At 60.7% G+C, this 16,639-nt stretch carries 10 protein-coding genes; 5 read left to right on the plus strand and 5 right to left on the minus strand.

All coding sequences use genetic code 11. The features are described 5' to 3' along the window. Positions 1–4,596: 4,596 nt before the first annotated feature. From trxA to EU811_RS04540, 5 genes are all read right to left on the minus strand, one after another. Complete coding sequence (gene trxA / locus EU811_RS04520) at positions 4,597–4,923, minus strand: thioredoxin (protein WP_024818839.1); 327 nt, start codon at positions 4,921–4,923, stop codon at positions 4,597–4,599. A gap of 35 nt (positions 4,924–4,958) precedes the next feature. Next, positions 4,959–5,915, minus strand: a complete 957-nt coding sequence (gene trxB, locus EU811_RS04525; RefSeq protein ID WP_142937304.1) for a thioredoxin-disulfide reductase — start codon at positions 5,913–5,915, stop codon at positions 4,959–4,961. A 184-nt stretch (positions 5,916–6,099) separates the two neighbouring features. After that, positions 6,100–7,800, minus strand: coding sequence for an ABC transporter substrate-binding protein (locus tag EU811_RS04530; RefSeq protein WP_142937305.1), 1,701 nt, complete (start codon positions 7,798–7,800; stop codon positions 6,100–6,102). A 139-nt stretch (positions 7,801–7,939) separates the two neighbouring features. Next, a complete protein-coding gene (gene murJ, locus EU811_RS04535; RefSeq protein WP_142937306.1) occupies positions 7,940–9,952 on the minus strand; it encodes a murein biosynthesis integral membrane protein MurJ in 2,013 nt (670 codons plus the stop codon). A gap of 26 nt (positions 9,953–9,978) precedes the next feature. After that, a complete protein-coding gene (locus tag EU811_RS04540; protein ID WP_026005276.1) occupies positions 9,979–10,482 on the minus strand; it encodes an NUDIX hydrolase in 504 nt (167 codons plus the stop codon). Between the two features lie 196 nt (positions 10,483–10,678). Here EU811_RS04540 and EU811_RS04545 point away from each other — a divergent pair, with 196 nt between their 5' ends. The 5 genes from EU811_RS04545 (at position 10,679) to EU811_RS04560 (ending at position 16,576) form a co-directional block, all read left to right on the plus strand. Beyond that, entirely contained in the window at positions 10,679–12,148 is a 1,470-nt protein-coding gene (locus EU811_RS04545; protein ID WP_142937307.1) for a CCA tRNA nucleotidyltransferase, read from the plus strand. Further along, positions 12,145–12,726 carry a histidine phosphatase family protein gene (locus EU811_RS04550; RefSeq protein WP_142937308.1) on the plus strand — a complete coding sequence of 194 codons (582 nt, stop codon included), beginning with the start codon at positions 12,145–12,147 and terminating at the stop codon, positions 12,724–12,726. Before EU811_RS04545 ends, EU811_RS04550 begins: the two co-directional genes overlap by 4 nt. Before the next feature lie 598 nt (positions 12,727–13,324). Then, positions 13,325–13,465 (plus strand): hypothetical protein, encoded by a 141-nt coding sequence (locus tag EU811_RS23755; RefSeq protein ID WP_165450148.1) that lies wholly within the window; start codon positions 13,325–13,327, stop codon positions 13,463–13,465. A 155-nt stretch (positions 13,466–13,620) separates the two neighbouring features. After that, entirely contained in the window at positions 13,621–15,138 is a 1,518-nt protein-coding gene (locus EU811_RS04555) for a glycosyltransferase family 87 protein (protein ID WP_187697077.1), read from the plus strand. Beyond that, positions 15,131–16,576: a phytoene desaturase family protein gene (locus tag EU811_RS04560; protein WP_142937309.1), complete on the plus strand. Its 1,446-nt coding sequence runs from the start codon at positions 15,131–15,133 to the stop codon at positions 16,574–16,576. The genes EU811_RS04555 and EU811_RS04560 overlap by 8 nt, the downstream gene beginning before the upstream one ends. The last annotated feature ends 63 nt before the right edge of the window (positions 16,577–16,639 follow it).

The raw sequence follows: 16,639 nt of genomic DNA on the forward strand, positions 1-16,639 counted from the left end.
CGTTCCGAGTCAAACCGAAGCCCGTCCGGTGCAGATCAGCACACCGTTCCACGTGAAACAATCTGGGCTCATCTGGTTTTACCTAAACTTTAGTGGATTGGTAGCAGTCAAGCGTTGAGGAGCGTGGTGACCAAACGCGGGCGCAGAGGTTCTGACACCCCCAATGAGAGGGTCCAAGCTCGTGATGTGGACATTCATTCGTGTAAGGAGGCCTTACCGGAGGAGGCCGCCATGGACTCCGTCTCGTGTTGCGGCCAACTACTGTGCCTATGACTGGCTAGGAACCAAAGGCATGACGCGTAGGGGGCCCGTTCGTGGAGAAAGAGCGGCAAAGGATACCTCGCCGGCCCTCCCACTCTCCCGGCAACCGCGATGGCTGCGATTGTGGGCTTCGACCAAGCAGCCTCCGATTTCACAGTGACGGAGAGCCGGTTCCCCCTGGTGCCTGTTGGATCAGTATGGCTTCTCTCGGATGCCGTGATGCCAGGTGCGCCACATTGTCAAACTGCCCTATGCCTGGTAGAAAACGCAAGCGCCGGCGTACGAAGCGTGGTGGACGGAATGCTCCCCCGGGCCTGGGCTTATGTGGACGTTCAAGCCCATACTTCGAGGCGTGGGTTGGCATAGCTATGAGAAGCGATGTGCGATGGGCTACACATGGGCCATGCGGCCATGCGGCCATGCGGCCATGCCCCCATGCGCCCATGCGGGTATGTCGGTCTGGAGGGCCGTCGAGGTATCCGTCGATCTCCTCAGGGCAACGTGGACGACGGCCCTAGATCATGGTCGGGTGACTACAAGAAGCATACCGAGTCTTTCTTAGAGCTCTCAGTTGACTATATCTGGGCCACACCAGTGTCACGGCTGACGACTTGGGGGGACGTAGCGTACTGAGAGCCGGCCAGGCCTCGGTCAAATGCTTGAGCGAGCACAAGGCAACGTAGTGATTGTTCCCACAATAGGTCCGACGTTGCCCAGTGGATTCACGTGACGTGGCGTCACGCCGTCGACTGCCTATGGAGGTGATGGAGGTGATGAGGCGGTGGTCATTCCCGTGCTTTGACAGAACCGGCATGGCATAGCGTCGCCATCGAGACTGCTGGCGCGGGCACGTCAACAGTGTTTCACGTGAAACACTTCGCGAGCGGCTCGGCAGGGTGGTCTTGGAGGCCTCGCAGACCCTCTGCCGACGGTGGATATCCCGGTGGATATCGTTGTGGATAACTATGGGGATAACTATGTGGAAGGATGCGCATTCTCGTCGGGCCCATCCCTCACGACGAACAAGGCCTTCATGTGAATCATCGAGTCACGGTCGACACTGAGGACCAACAACTGGCAACCGAATTGGCCATGGTGTTTTCGATCGCAATATTGCCGGAATAGCCCTCTTTCTATTGCATTTGCAGGCCCGAATGCGGCCTACCCGCAGCGCTTCCGGGCGCAATGCATTCACCCCACGGGGGACGGCACCATGCCGCACTTTCGAGGTGACCATGCTCCGAGGGGAGGCGAATGTGGGGTGTGTCATGCGCGGTGGATAAGCCTGTGGATAACGCTGTGTATAAGTTGCTCAAAGATGAGGTGGGATGCTGCTGCTGACGAGCACTACAGGATGCAAGTTCATGCTGGCTGGCGGGTATCCGTGACGCTACGCGTGCTGTACCGAGGCCCGTCCACCCGCCCCTCTGAGAATTCTGGTGCTCGCTTGAATTGCGGCTGGATATGAGGAGTCGAACGCAGAGTCGCCCAGGTCCATGCGTTCATCCAGTCTTATACTCCAGCCTCCGAATGCATAGTGAAATACATCCGATGTATCGATGGAATTTTGGCTAATGATGTTGGCGTAGGGGGGCATTGCACTACGTCATCGGAGCGTCGTGCCCTGCAGAGTCCAGGACTCATCGATGCCTTTCCGCAGCTGATACATAGCCTGGAGCCCCCCTTGGGCACCTGTCGGCGCGTGGGACGCATGCCGGCCAGCAAGGCATCGTGCTTCGGCCAAGCGTTACAGCCGCGCCCCATGGGGCCAGCGACGGCCTGCGCCACAGCCGCGTCTAGGAGTAATCCCGCGTATGACGTCGGCGTACCCTGCGATTCATCCCATCCCGTTTCACGTGAAACAGTAACCTACTTGGGCGCTTCGTTTCACGTGAAACATTCGACTCGTCGCTGACCACTTTCGGCGAACGGGCGGCGCTGGGGGCATGCTCTGAGTTCGCCAAAACGAGTAGCTAGGCTGGAAGCTTGAATGCTTTGGGGCACTGTCATCGCATCTACGATGGCCGTGCCTTCTGGAAGAAGGCTACTGGACTCTGCCTTTGGCCGCCTCCTCTCTGCTTCCAGACAGCCTTCCCTGTGGAGCAGTAGCGGCGGACCAGAAGGAACGACAGCCGTTCGAGGTCGGCCTACGAATGACTCTGCATGAGTGAGGCTGAAGCCGAAGGGCGGGGTCCCTGACGGAGGGTTAGGGAGAAGCTCTGACATCGGTGTTAGAAAGGGCATATAGAAGTCTGATGGAGAGATCCGTAGTGCTTCGCTGGTATCCGATTGCCTGCGGGGTTGAATCAAGATGTGGATACCACCGCCATCGCGATATCGGGCAGGGTGTGCTCTGCATCCTGTGAACTTAGCGTTCATCTCCTGGCAATTCGGTGCCATGGGTGGAGTGGGTCGGTTGATGCCCAGATTGGCGAGAAGGTCACACCAACTAACTGGTCGTCTAAGTCTGCTGATCGCTGAACTCCACTGACAGTTCGGCTTCGGGGCTAGCTTGGGGGTGCGGAGTTGGATTCATGTTGTGTTTCACGTGAAACACTGTCCCGCATCGGCACTTTCCAGGTATGCACTCGTCGCCCGTTCGGATGGGCAAGAGGACCGAATGTAGAAGGTTTCCCGATTCAAGTCAGTTCTCATGCTGGTTCTGTGAATGACGCGACAAGAGCTGCCTTCTGTCTAACAATACTGCGTGCGGTCCCATCACGCTCCACGGTACTGCCTGTCCCTTCGCTAGCGAGCGAACTGGTGTTGTTCTAGCGGAGCAGGGCTGGTGGGCTGGGGCGGGGTCTCTACGTTAAGCGCGACACGGGAGCGGTGCGGACCATGCGTCCCTAGCAACAGAGAGTCACTAAGGCCCTCTGGTATTCACTGCCTTGGGTAGGTGATAAGCCTGTCTCTCGCAACGATATGCCGGGGATATGCCGGGAATTGGGCGGGAAGAGGAAGGGATAGGCGGAGGCAATCCGCTAAACAGCTCTGTCATCCCTTGGGTGCCCCATCGTTACGCAGGGTCCCTAGGCGCTGTAGAGCCCCCTTGCAGCGCCGTGTAGTCCAGACCCCTCCGCATCCCGCATGGGAGCCTCAGGGTGCGTGTGCACGATCCTCCCTTGCTCTACAAGCCTTCCCTGGCAGTCAGGGTGCTTGAGCCTAAACCAGGCTGTAGAAGGCGGCGTGGACGGCGAAGAGGGTCATCGTCAAGGCGCGTTAGAGCACCCTAGCCTCCCGCATCCCCGTCTAGAGCTCTGGAGCGCTCCGGAATCGAAGCGCTGTGTAATTGTGGGTGGTTGAGGATGCCGAGGTACCCGTCACTGCTGTGGACAACTAGATTTCTCACCGTCGTTGTTCCCTGCATTTTGGGCTTTTATCGATGAGAAGTCATGCTCTGCGTTGCCAGATCTGCTGTAGCTCATGCTCTAGTGCGCCGAATTGATCTTCAAGCGGAGATTGGAAAAGGGGAAGAATGCACGTTGCTTTGACGACTGGAAGGCGCACCACTATCTGGATATCGTCGTACGGCTCCTGGCCCAAGGACCCTGTTGGCTAAGACTCGCTATGAGGTCCCTGACGTCGTAACCAGGTGACATTGTTTCACGTGAAACGGGCGCGATTTCATAGTCGACCGCAGGAGATATCGCCGGGTTTGTCGGAAGCTTGTTGATCGGACACCTCGCTGTTTCACGTGAAACATATGTTCCGCTTGAGTAGGCAGGTGCTCCGTGAATTGATCCGCGTCTTCAGGCTTCCTGGAACTACCCGTGCTCACGAGCAGGTCAATGGCGCGACCCCCCAACACAACTTTGCTTGTGCTCCTTAGAGATCAACGGCAGCGCTGGGCTTTCTGCGGGCTACTCAGCCCTCCCCTGGTCACACCTCTCCCGGCGAATCGACAGTAATAGAAAATTTGGGCTCAGCATCTATCAGAAGAGCCCCACCCAACAGTTTCTGCGGACCCCTATCAGATGAACAAGGGACCACATGGTTTCGTTCAAACTCGAGGATAGGGCTTGGGAGGATCGGGTTTGCGAGAGGGCCGGGGCAAGCCGCCTTTGACGAGAAAATGGACTTCCAAATGACCATGTACGTGAGGGATGTGGTCAGACGGGCTATCACTGCTGTGAAGGCACGGAAGTTCCCCCTACCCCAGGTCATGAGAAGTTGCTCGTGAAGTCTCCCAAGCAATGGAAGCCTCTCAACGAAACAATATTGCGAAAGTGACCCATTTTGGTTCATTTCTCTGTAAACAGCAAAAAACCGGCGGATCCCACTCCTTCTGGAGCAGGAACCGCCGGTTCTCGTCGGACTCAGCTAGTCCGATGGTTAGGACAGGACGTCCGCAAATTCCTTTTCAAAGAACTGCTTCGGCTTGGCGCCGATGACAGTGCTCTTAACTTCTCCCCCGCTGAACAGGTACACGGCAGGGATGGAGGTGATGCCATACTCTGCGGCGATGGCGGGGTTGTCGTCGACGTTGAGTTTCACGACGTCAACCTTGTCGCTGTACTCAACGGAGATCTCATCGAGGATCGGGCCGAGCTTGCGGCAGGGGCCACACCACTCTGCCCAGAAGTCCACGATGACCGGCTTCTCGGAAGCCAGGACATCCGTGCTGAAGCTTGCGTCAGTTACGTCTTTTGCGTTGCTCATAACTTTTCCCTTCGTATGGTTGCTTGGATGCAGCTTTAGGAGTGCAGGTCTGCGAGGTAGTGCTCAACATCGAGGGCCGCCACGCAACCGGAACCCGAAGCCGTGATGGCCTGGCGGTAGGTGGGATCGATGACATCGCCCGCGGCGAAGACACCCTTGATGTTGGTCCGGGAGCTACGGCCCTCCACAGCAATGGTTCCCTCAGGAGTCAGATCCACCGTGCCCTTGATTAGGTCCGTGCGGGGATCATTGCCGATGGCCACGAAGACGCCGGTGACTGCGAGCTCGGACTCGGTACCATCGAGCAGGTTCTTCAGCTTCAGGCCGGTGACCTTGTCCTCGCCGAGCACATCCTCAACGGCCGTGTTCCAGACGAAGTTGATCTTCTCGTGAGCCTGGGCACGGTCACCCATGATCTTCGATGCCTTGAGGGTATCGCGGCGGTGGACAACCGTAACGGACTTCGCGAACTTGGTAAGGAACAGTGCTTCCTCCATGGCAGAGTCTCCGCCACCGATCACGGCAATGTCCTGATCTTTGAAGAAGAAACCGTCGCAGGTTGCACACCAGCTAACGCCGTGGCCGGAAAGGCGCTTTTCATTGGCCAGACCGAGCTCACGGTATGCCGAACCCGTGGACAGGATGATGGCCTTCGCCTGGAAGGTCTCCCCCGTCCCGATGGTCACGGTCTTGATGTCGCCGTCGAGGTCCAGCTCGGTGACGTCCTCGAAGAGGATCTCGGTACCGAAGCGAGCGGCCTGCTTCTCGAAGTTCTCCATGAGGTCCGGACCCATGATGCCCTCGGGGAAACCCGGGTAGTTCTCAACGTCTGTGGTGTTCATCAGCTCGCCACCAGCAGTGACCGAACCGGCAATGAGCAGAGGCTTCATGTTGGCACGGGCGGTGTAAACAGCGGCTGTGTAGCCGGCAGGGCCTGAACCTACGATGATGACGTCACGCACCTGCGATGCGCTGTTTTCTGCAATGCTCACTTGGCGTGAACCTCTTCCTTAGTCGATGCTGCGGCTTTCGGGGCAGCCATCTGACTCAACCCCTGTTGCGTTCCAAATATTCCGTTGGAGTTGAGGACCGTGAAGGCCACCATCACTCAGGGTACCGTCTGCACGCGTAGCGAATCTAAGCGGTGACACTCAACTGCTAGTCAGTTGGGTGCTGCTACTGAACGGTGACCTCTGCCAGGCGCAGACCGAATCCGAAGCGCGTCTTCGGGGCGGCTAGCTTGGGAAGGGCGCTGATAACCACAATGACGTACTGGGTCTGCGTCGGTGCCGCAAGCGGCATGGTCAGTTCAGGTGAGGTGAAGCTGTTGGTTCCCACCAGCTTGGCACCATCCATGGCAGGACGATCGTTGGTGTAGACGCTGATGCTACCGCCGGAGCCACCCAACTGGTTGAGGACAACGGATTTCACCTCTGTGGGTTCCTTGAGCTTGACCACCAGCGGCATGTCTTCGAAGAGCCCGCCCCAGTTGGCCGACGCAAATTCCATATCTGACCAGTAGCTGGCGGCGTTGCCGTCAAAGGCCCTGGCAAGGTCCTTGTCATAGGTGGCAGCGAAGGGGAAGTCGCCCAGGCGGGTGATCCCTTCGATGGCCGGCGGCGCGGCAGGCGCCGGGGCCTCGGTTGGCTCAGGCTCCTCAGTCTCCGGGGCGGAGGTCTGAGGCGCGGGTGTGCTTTGCGTTGCAGCCGGTGCCCCGCTTGGCAGGAGGCTGCCAAGGTTGGTGACAGCAAGGACGAGTCCCACCACCAAAACGGCGGCAAGGAGGCCACCTACCAGCCAGCGAAGGGAACGCGGCTCCTTCTCAGGAGCATCATCCTCGTAAACTTCCTCGTCCTCGTAGTCATCGGTTACAGCGGAGGATGCCGGGAAGGTGTTCGCCGTCCGATCGTAGCCGGAGCCGTTGCCGCGGCTTCCGAAACCACCAGCAGCTGCACCGGCAGAGCCAGCTGCTGCTCCTCGGTCGCTAAACCCGTAGTCCTCTTCGGACCATAGCGAAACCTTGGGTTCCGTACGCGAATCGCGGCTGACAGGCTCACGTGTAGCAGGCTCAGGGCTGGCAGCTTGCGAGGAAACGGCTTGGGTGGGAGGCTGCGACGCGGTAGCAGGCGACGCTCCGTTCCCAGCGTTGGCAGAACCAGCGTTGGCAGAACCAGCGCCGGAAGCACCGGCAGAACCGTTCGCGGCAGCACCGGCGTCGTTGTTCTTGGAACCCGCGTGCTTCAGCGCCGCAGCGGCGGCAACGCCCGCTGCCCCGGCTCCGGCTGCAGCCGCAGCGAGCTTGCCCGCGATGCCGCTCTTGGGCGAGGACGGGCTGGACGAAGGCATGGGCGGCACGTGCGGCGCTGCTCGTGTTGGCGCGGCAGGCTCAGACTCCGGCTCGTCATACTCCGACGGGATGGGGTATCCGTTTTCGTCGTACTGGATGTATTCGGCTTCGTGCTCGTCATCCTCGTACAGGCCGTCGTACGTCTCAGGCTCATAGGTCCGCGGCTGCCCGAAGATTTCGCTACCGAGCGTCTCTGTGAAGAAGGGCTCGATGTAAGGCGGGTTGGTGGCAACCACCAGGTCCAGGAGGTCCGGTGCGGTGCTGTGGTTGGTGATCAGGTAGGTGGTGTTCTCACTGATGCCAAGGTCCAGAATCTGAACGTGGCCCGGACGCTCCCCTGTGGCTACTTCGCGGGCGCTCTGGGCCACTTGCTCAGCATTTCCAGGACCGGCAACAAGGATGCTCACGGGACGGTTGAGGACCTGGTCCACGCCGTCGAGCACCTGATCTTGGTCATGCGAGGTCAGTACATTGGCCGTGACCTTATAGCGGCCGCCAAGTACTGATCCGACGTCGATCGGGTGGGACACGTGTTCCTCCTAGGCTGTCCGGGAGCTGCGGTCCTGCGCATGGCGCACCCGGCTGACCGGTTGTGCCACTTCTGCAACTACCTATATTCGTTTCTAGCCTAGCGGATTGAGGTCCGCCGCCCACGTTGGCGGCACCGGCTTACTTCCTGTGGTTTCCACGCGCGGGGAAGTAAGGATTCTGTCCGGCGTCGCCCTGGTAGGTGCGTCGACCCGGCAGCGGGACCTGTGGTTTGAACCTGCCGCCACGGGCTGTGCTGGGCGTGTCCTCCTCAGGAAGATACGTCTTGGGCGCCTCGGGCGAGTCTTCGGTGGGTTCGGCGGCGCGCTGGGGTGCAAGCGCCGGCCCTGCCCTGAAGGAAGCGGCATCGAACTCACCGGAGATGCGCGGAATCAAACCGGTATCGTCCGAGACCGTGGCGCGTGCCGGCGTCGTGGGTTCCGCGGGGGCGCCAACGGGTGCGGGAACACCGCGACCCAGACGACCCATGAGCGGACGCAGGAGGTCGCGCAGTTCGGTGACGTGGAAGACGCGCAGGAGGACCAGGTATGCGAGCAGCATGACAGGCCCGACGACGACTACGGTCACCAGGGCGGCCGGGCGGCTGCTCCATGCGAAGCCGTCGGCACGGTAGCTTCCCAGGAGCCACAGAGCCCCTGCGCCGGCAAGCGCGGAACCCAAGCCTGCGTAGCCCATGCGGATGTACGAATTGGCGATCCGGGGACCGTCGAGGTGACCGAGCAGGCGGCGCAGGAACACCACGCTGATCACCACGGAGAGAATGTTGCCCAGTGTGTAGAGGATGGCGATCGCGTAGATGATCTGGCCCACGGGGAGGAACTGGATGAAGAACGCGCCCACCACGTAAATCACAGCCAGCCACAACTGGACGTACAGGGGCGTGCGGGCGTCCTCGTTGGCGTAGAACACCCGCGACATCATGAAGTTGGCGCTCAGGAACGGTGTGCTCAGCGCGAGGATGGTGAGCGTCTGCGCCAGCATGACGCCGTCCTGAGGCTCGCCACCGGAGAAGAACATTCCAAGGGGACCGGCCAGCGCGAACAGCGCCAAGGCACCGAAAACGGTGGCGACCGCCATGGTGCGGAGGCCATGGGACAGGGCGTCCCGCAGTTCGGCTTTGTTGCCGTCCTGCGACGCACGTGTCATGCGGTTGAAGAGGACGGTAGCCAAGGACAAAGCGATGATCGAGTGCGGCAACAGGTAGAGCTGGCTCGCGACTTCCAGGACGGCGTTGCCGGGCAGAACCGCCGCGGCCACGGTATTGCCCGCGTTGCTCAGACGGAGGCGCTCGGCACCGGGAATGGTGGCGATCCTCATGACGTACAGGAACGCCAACTGTCCGACGGCGGCGGTCGCCAGCGTCCAGACGCTCAGCTTTGCTGCCTGGCCGAGTCCAACGCCGCGCCAGCCGAACCGCGGACGCAGGCCGAGGCGCAGGCGGAAGACGGGGATGAGGAGAATGGCAGTCTGCGCGACCACACCGAAAGTGGAGAAGCCGGCAATCAGAAGCGTCTGCGTGGGCCCCCAATTGTCCAGGGTGTGGGGGTTGTAGACGTTCTCGCCCAGAAGCCAAATGAACATGCCCAGGCCTGCGATTGCCACAAGGTTGTTGAGAATGGGGGCCCACATGGCTGGGCCGAACGCTCCGTGGGCGTTCAGCACCTGCGTGAGAAGGGCGTAGAGCCCGTAGAAGAAGATCTGGGGTAGGCACCAGAAAGCGAAGGTCACTGCCAGGGCTTTTTGTTGTTCGGAGTAGCCCTGGGTGGTGAGGTCGATGACTAAGGGTGCCGCCAGTGTCACCAGCGCCGTCAACGCCAAAAGCACCAGTACTGCCAGTGTCAGCAGGCGGCTGATGTAGTCCGCGCCTCGGTCCGGAGCTTTGCTGGCCTTAATGATCTGTGGGACCAGGACGGCGTTGAACACGCCGCCGGCAACCAGCAGGAAGATCAGGTTCGGCAGGTTGTTCGCGTTAATGAACGTGTCATTGATGGTGGAACCCAGGCCGAGGGCGGCGCCGAGCATCCACGTTTTGGCGAAGCCAAGGAACCGGGAAACCAGCGTTCCTGCGGCCATGATGGCGCTGGAACGTGCTTCTCCGGACTGAACGGACTGGGTGGTTTTGGCTTCAGACATCGCCTTTATCGTCCCATGTACCCGGGTCAGAGATGTTCGGGCAGCACTTCCCGTGCCAAATCGGCGATGCGGCGTTCATTCGGGAAGGACAATTTTCGGGCCAGTTCCTGGATGGGAACCCACGCGGCATCAACGGCTTCCTGGTCCGGATCATTCTCGATAGTCAGCTCTCCACCCGTTGCCCGCAGAAGAAAATGGTGGACGGTCTTGTGGACGCGGTGGCCGCTCACGGTGAACCAGTAGTCGATGCTGCCCAGGGGCGCCAGGATGCTGCCTTCGATGCCGGTTTCCTCGGCGATCTCGCGTACAGCGGCTTCCTCGTTGTTCTCGCGACCTTCCGGGTGGCCCTTCGGGAGGCACCACTCAAGCCGGCCACCCCTGTTAAGGCGGGCGATGATCGCAACCCGAAGTTCGCCGTCGGACGTGTCTACTACTACACCGCCGGCTGACACTTCCTCCACAGTGGGAAGCGAGGCCTGCACCGGGTGCTGCTGGGCAGGCGCGACGTGTGCACCGATTGCCGACGGCAACGGTGCGTTTGTCCTCCTGCCAGGAGCGCTCGGGATCGGGTTGGCCATGAGGTCCACTCTAACGACTCTTGCCCCGGAGTGATGACCGGGACATGGCCACAAGATGGACTACGGGCGATGGTCTGTGGACACATGCCTGATTTCGCATGGAACAGTGGCCCACTGCCGAGTAAAAATCTGCCAAGCTTAAGGGACTATGGCGCACGTATTGGACAGCTCTTCAGTTAACTTCACCATCGACCCGGTGGTGCTCGACCTCGGGCAGCGCTTTGTCGATGCCGGCTTCGAGCTGTCGCTGGTGGGTGGACCTGTGCGCGACCTCTTCCTGGGAAGGACATCCCCGGACCTCGATTTCACCACCGATGCAACGCCGGATCAGACCATTGGCGTCATCAAGAAGTGGGCGGACAACTTCTGGGAAATCGGCCGTGCTTTCGGCACGATCGGGATGAAGAAGAGTGGTTTCCAGATCGAAATCACCACGTACCGCGCCGAAGCTTACGACCCCGATTCGCGGAAGCCCGTGGTGGCGTTCGGCAACTCCCTGAAGGACGACCTCCTGCGCCGCGACTTCACCATCAACGCCATGGCGCTGCGGTTGCCCAGCCTTGAACTCGTGGATCCGTTCGGCGGCGTCCGCGACCTCCACGCCTCGGAGCTCGCCACGCCGGGTGCCCCGGAGTCATCATTCTCCGACGATCCCTTGCGCATGATGCGCGCGGCCCGTTTCGCTTCCCAGCTCGGCGTGTCGGTCCACGACGACGTCCGGCTGGCCATGTCCCAAATGGCCGACCGCATCAAGATCATCTCCGCCGAGCGTGTCCGGGAAGAACTGGTCAAGCTCATCAACGGAGCGCACCCCCGTGTGGGCATTGATCTCCTGGTGGACACCGGGTTGGCTGAGTTCGTGCTCCCCGAAGTTTCCGCGCTGCGCCTCGAAGCCGATGAGCACCACCGGCACAAGGACGTGTACCAGCACTCGCTGCAGGTGTTGGAGCAGGCTGCTGCCTTGGAAACGGGTCCTGACGGCCCGGTTCCCGGCCCCGACTTTGTGTTGCGGTTCGCCGCGTTGATGCACGACGTCGGCAAGCCGGCTACGCGCCGCTTTGAACCGGGCGGCGCGGTCAGCTTCCGCCACCACGATGTTGTGGGGTCCAAGCTGACGGCGAAGAGAATGAAGGCACTGCGTTTCGACAATGAGTCGATCAAAGCTGTGTCCCGCCTGGTGGAACTCCACATGCGCTTCTATGGCTACGGCGATGCCGGCTGGAGCGACTCCGCGGTCCGCCGCTACGTGACCGACGCCGGTCCCTTGCTGGAACGCCTCCACCGCCTCACACGGTCCGACGTCACCACGCGTAACCAGCGCAAGGCCGACCGCTTGTCCTTCGCCTACGATGACCTTGAGCATCGCATTTCGAAGCTTCTGGAACAGGAATCATTGGCGGCCGTCCGCCCCGACCTTGACGGAGCGCAGATCATGGCACTCCTGGGACTCAAACCTGGTCCTGTGGTGGGACGGGCTTACAAGTTCCTTCTGGAAGAACGCATGGAACACGGACCACTCTCCCCCGAGGAAGCCGAGCAGAAACTCCTGGCGTGGTGGGAAGCGCAACCCGAGTCCGCCGTCGTCGAGCCATTGACCGAAACTGAGGAGCCCTCATGAACGCTGCGACTTCACCGCGTCCGCAACTCTGGATCCTTCGCCACGGCGAGACCGAGTGGTCCAAGAGCGGCCAGTACACCGGTCTGACTGACCTTCCCCTCACCGTTGAGGGCGAGCAGCAGGCTGTTGAGGCACGCAAGGTCCTGGAAGGCATCGACTTCGACCTCGTCCTGACCTCGCCGCTGCGCCGCGCCCGCCGCACGGCAGAACTCGCGGGCTACCCGGAGGCCGTCCATGAGCCGCTGGCAGTGGAATGGAACTACGGCGACTATGAAGGCATCAGCTCGGACCTGATCCGCAAGGACAACCCGGACTACCTCATCTGGACAGATGGCGTACCCAACGGGGAAACCCTGGATGAGGTTGCTGCCCGGGCCGACAAGATCATTGGACGAGTCCTGGAATCAGGAATGGACAACGTTCTGATAGTGGCCCACGGTCATTTCTCCCGGATACTTACCGCCCGCTGGCTCGAAATGGATGCAAGCGAAGGCCGACACTTCATTCTGGGAACGGCCAAAGTGTGCACCCTCGGCTGGGATAAGCGGACGCCTGCAATTGTGCGTTGGGGACTATAAAACTCGTCCTTAAAGAAAATTTAGGCGAATTAGCTAATTTCGCTGGTCAAACTCCATCTACATGGGGTAGCTTATATCTTGTTCCCAGAGCGACCCGCCGGGAACAAGGCGCGCATTCACCGGTACAGTCAACCGGGACAATGCCACAGCAGGCTGTAAAGGCCGGAAGGAGGTTGGGAAAAATGATTACTTTGACTAGCGGACGGAAGTTGACCGTCACTGCTACCCCGGCCTCTGCTGATGACATGCGCCATTTTTGCTCTCTGACCCACTCCTGAACTACCGGACCGGCCTGTTGCCGGCGGTATTCCTTAAGGCCCTCCTATCTTTGGATGGCTGAGTAGTCAGTTGTAGGCGCGGACCCACGCAGCATGCCGCGGGTGCGCAGTTTCCCCATAGTTCGGAACCAGCTTCTTGTTGGGTCGGCTGCCGGAAGCACGCGCTATTGCACGACGAATCCCTTTTGGGTTCAGTCCGCGAATCCCCTTTATTAGCCTCGGTTATTTATGCCCTTTTAGCCTGGATTTCTCGTGAATTCATATGGCTCTCATTGTTGCGCCTAAATTCCGACTGCATATCTCCCGAAAGGAGGTGAACCATGCGAAAACGCCCTGAAGAAATGCGGTTCGTCAAGAGCACCAATGCTCCCAAGCACCGCACCCTGTTCAATGGCCAACTGCTCGACCAGCGCCGTGAAGACGTCTACGTTGTCCTGCACCAGATGGGACTCATCCGCTGATGCCCAACGACTGAGCCGAAGGAGTTCAGATGCCACACATTCATGCTGAACCTCAAGGAGCCCACGCGGCTACGCGTGGGCTCCTCCCCTTTTAACGTGGGGAACCCCTGAACTCCTCATCTTGTGGAACCCCGGAGGACTGTAAGCTCGATCCCATGCAGGAGACGAAGCCTCACCGGCTGCAAAAACGTGCCCGCTTTGTGGTTCCAAGCCGCAGTGACTCCCTGCTTCGAAATTTCACTGAACTTGTGGGCGGTCCCCTGGGCAAGCACTCTTCCCCCGGGAAGGTGACGTCCGGTCCGTTCACTGTGGAACGCGTCCTGATCATCCTCACCGTATTCGCTGCACTGCTGGCTGTGCTCGCCAAGGACTACTGCCGAGTCCGTGGCTGGGAGACTCCCGGCCAGTTCTATGCGACGTGCTATTCGGATTTTCCGGAGCTTTTCCGGAACCGTGGCCTGGGTGACGGTGCCCTTCCGTTCTTCACCCAAGGAAGCCCGTTCGAATACCCGGTGCTGATGGGCGTCGTCGCCGGCATCACGGCCCTGCTCGTGCCCGGCCAAGGCGCAGGAAACGAGCGCGTGCTGGGCTACTTCGACATCAACGCAACACTGATCGTTGCCGTTTGGATCGTCACGGTGCTCCTGACCGCAAGGATCAACAGGCTCCGCCCCTGGGACGCCGCCATGGTGGCAGTGGCCCCGGGGATCATTCTGGCCGGATTCATCAACTGGGACATGTGGGCCGTGGGACTGCTGGCCCTGGCCATGTACTTCTTCTCGCGGGACAAGCTGATCCTGGCCGGTGTGTTCATCGGCTTGGGGGCGGCCACCAAGATGTATCCGGTCCTCCTACTTGGTGCGGTGCTGGTGCTGGCCTTGCGCACCGGCAAGCTGCGCGCATTCTTCATTACTGCTGGTACAGCCTTCGCATCCTGGCTGGCAGTGAATCTGCCCATAGCAGCACTGAACCCATCGGGATGGGGATACTTCTTCGAATTCAGCCAAAACCGCCCTGCCGGGTACAGCTCACCGTGGTTCGCTTACAACCTCGTGGCTGACCGGGTTCGCTGGGTTCAGATTGACGGCGCAACCGTCAACGCGCTGGCCCTGTCCCTGTTCGTCCTCGCGTGCGTCCTTATTGGTGCTTTGGCCCTCTGCTCCCCACGGCGACCCCGGTTGGCCCAACTGATGTTCCTTCTGGTTGCCGCCTTCATTCTGACCAACAAGGTGTACTCCCCGCAGTTCGTCATATGGCTCATACCGCTGCTTGCCCTGGCCCGGCCCCGCTGGCGCGACTTCCTCATCTGGCAGGCGGCTGAGGGGCTCCACTGGGCGGCCGTCTGGATGTATTTGGGCCAAACAACCAGTGGCGGCTCCGTCCAGCACAACATCGATATGTCCTACTACGTCTTGGCCGTGGGATTGCATATGGTGGCCACCGCGTATCTCATGGCACGGGTGGTCATGGATATTTGGGATCCCGCCCAAGACGCACTCCGCGCCCATGGCGAGGATGATCCGCATGGGGGACCATTCGACGGTGCCCGGGACTGGTTGCGGCTCGATGTGTTCCGCCCGTTACGGTCAGTCCTGCCGTGGCGTACCCGGGCTACGGTGGAGACTACCGATCCCAAAGCACCCCAGCGTACGGAGGTAAACAGCGATGGTTGATGTCGCCGTCGTCGGTGCCGGTCCTAACGGCCTGGCCGCCGCAGTGGTGATGGCCCGCGCGGGCCTGAGCGTCCATGTTTACGAGGCCGCTGATGCGATCGGCGGAGGATCGCGGACCAGCGAGTTGATGGAGCCCGGATATCTCTATGACGTCTGTTCGGCCGTGCATCCCATGGCTGTGGCATCCCCCTTCTTCCGCGCTTTTGAGTTGTCGAAGCGCGTGGAATTGCGGCTGCCGGAGGTCCAGCACGGCACACCGCTGGACAGTGGAGGGGCGGCCCTGGCCTACCAATCCCTGGATCGAACGGTACAGGAGCTGGGCGTCGACGGGCCGGCCTACCGTCGGCTGCTGCAGCCCCTGCTGGAGCGCGTGGACGGGGTGGTGGAGTTTACGTCCAACCAACTCCTGCGCATTCCAAAAGATCCTTTGGCGGCTGTCAGGTTCGGTTTGGCCACTCTGGATCAAGGAACGCCGCTCTGGATGCGACGATTCCGCGAGGATGCCGCACCGGCCCTGTTGACGGGTGTGATGTCCCACGCCCTTGGCTCGCAACCGTCCCTCAGTTCAACGGGTGCCGGACTGTTGCTCAGCGTGCTGGCCCACGCAGGTGGTTGGGTGATTCCTGTTGGCGGTTCCATGTCCATCGCCACAGCAATGGCTGACGACCTCAGGGCCCACGGTGGCACAATCCAGGTGGGCGGGCGCGTGGACTCCTTGGACCAGGTCCGGCCCGCTAAAGCGATACTGCTGGATGTTGCCCCGCCAACTCTGGCGCGCCTGGGTGGTGCGGAAGTTCCAGACCGCTACCGCCGGGCGTTGGAAACATTCCGATTTGGGAATGCAGCGTGCAAAGTGGACTTCATCCTGTCCGAACCCGTTCCGTGGCGCGACCCTGGATTGGCCAAGGCCGGGACGGTCCACGTTGGTGGTTCGAGGCTGGCGATGGCCGAGTCGGAGAATCTAGTGGACATGGGCAAACACCCAACGGAGCCGTACGTTCTGGTGTCCCAGCCATCGGTGGTTGATTCCACCCGGGCACCGGAGGGCCGCCACGTTCTGTGGTCCTATTGCCACGTACCTGCGAACTCCACCGTGGATATGGCCGAAGCCGTCATGGCTCGCATTGAGCGTTACGCGCCTGGCTTCCGCGACGTCGTGGTGGCATCGAAGACCACGACGGCGGCGGAACTGTCCGCATATAACGAGAACTATGTTGGGGGAGACTTCAGTGCAGGTCTGTTGGACCTGCGGGGCCTGGTGCAACGGCCGGTGGTCTCCAACGTGCCGTGGCGAACCCCCATTTCCGGCGTGTACCTGTGTTCCTCGTCTACTCCGCCGGGGCCCGGAGTGACGGGAATGTCCGGGTATCACGCGGCAAGATATGCCCTCAAGGACATATTTAGAATGCGCGTACCTGGGCTAGGCGTAGGACTGTAACTACCCCTGACTACGCCGCCTCACCCAACCAGGTCGCAGCAGTGCGCGTTTTGACGGCTCAAA

It is taken from the genome of Arthrobacter sp. TS-15 (genome assembly GCF_006964045.1).
In the GTDB taxonomy this organism is placed as follows: Bacteria; Actinomycetota; Actinomycetes; order Actinomycetales; family Micrococcaceae; genus Arthrobacter.

What these genes read in the sequence shown, in the direction of transcription:
- murJ (WP_142937306.1), bottom strand. Translation starts at nt 9,952, where the DNA reads ATGTCTGAAGCCAAAACCACCCAGTCCGTTCAGTCCGGAGAAGCACGT.
- EU811_RS23755 (WP_165450148.1), top strand. Translation starts at nt 13,325, where the DNA reads ATGCGAAAACGCCCTGAAGAAATGCGGTTCGTCAAGAGCACCAATGCT.
- trxA (WP_024818839.1), bottom strand. Translation starts at nt 4,923, where the DNA reads ATGAGCAACGCAAAAGACGTAACTGACGCAAGCTTCAGCACGGATGTC.
- EU811_RS04545 (WP_142937307.1), top strand. Translation starts at nt 10,679, where the DNA reads ATGGCGCACGTATTGGACAGCTCTTCAGTTAACTTCACCATCGACCCG.
- EU811_RS04550 (WP_142937308.1), top strand. Translation starts at nt 12,145, where the DNA reads ATGAACGCTGCGACTTCACCGCGTCCGCAACTCTGGATCCTTCGCCAC.
- EU811_RS04560 (WP_142937309.1), top strand. Translation starts at nt 15,131, where the DNA reads ATGGTTGATGTCGCCGTCGTCGGTGCCGGTCCTAACGGCCTGGCCGCC.
- EU811_RS04555 (WP_187697077.1), top strand. Translation starts at nt 13,621, where the DNA reads ATGCAGGAGACGAAGCCTCACCGGCTGCAAAAACGTGCCCGCTTTGTG.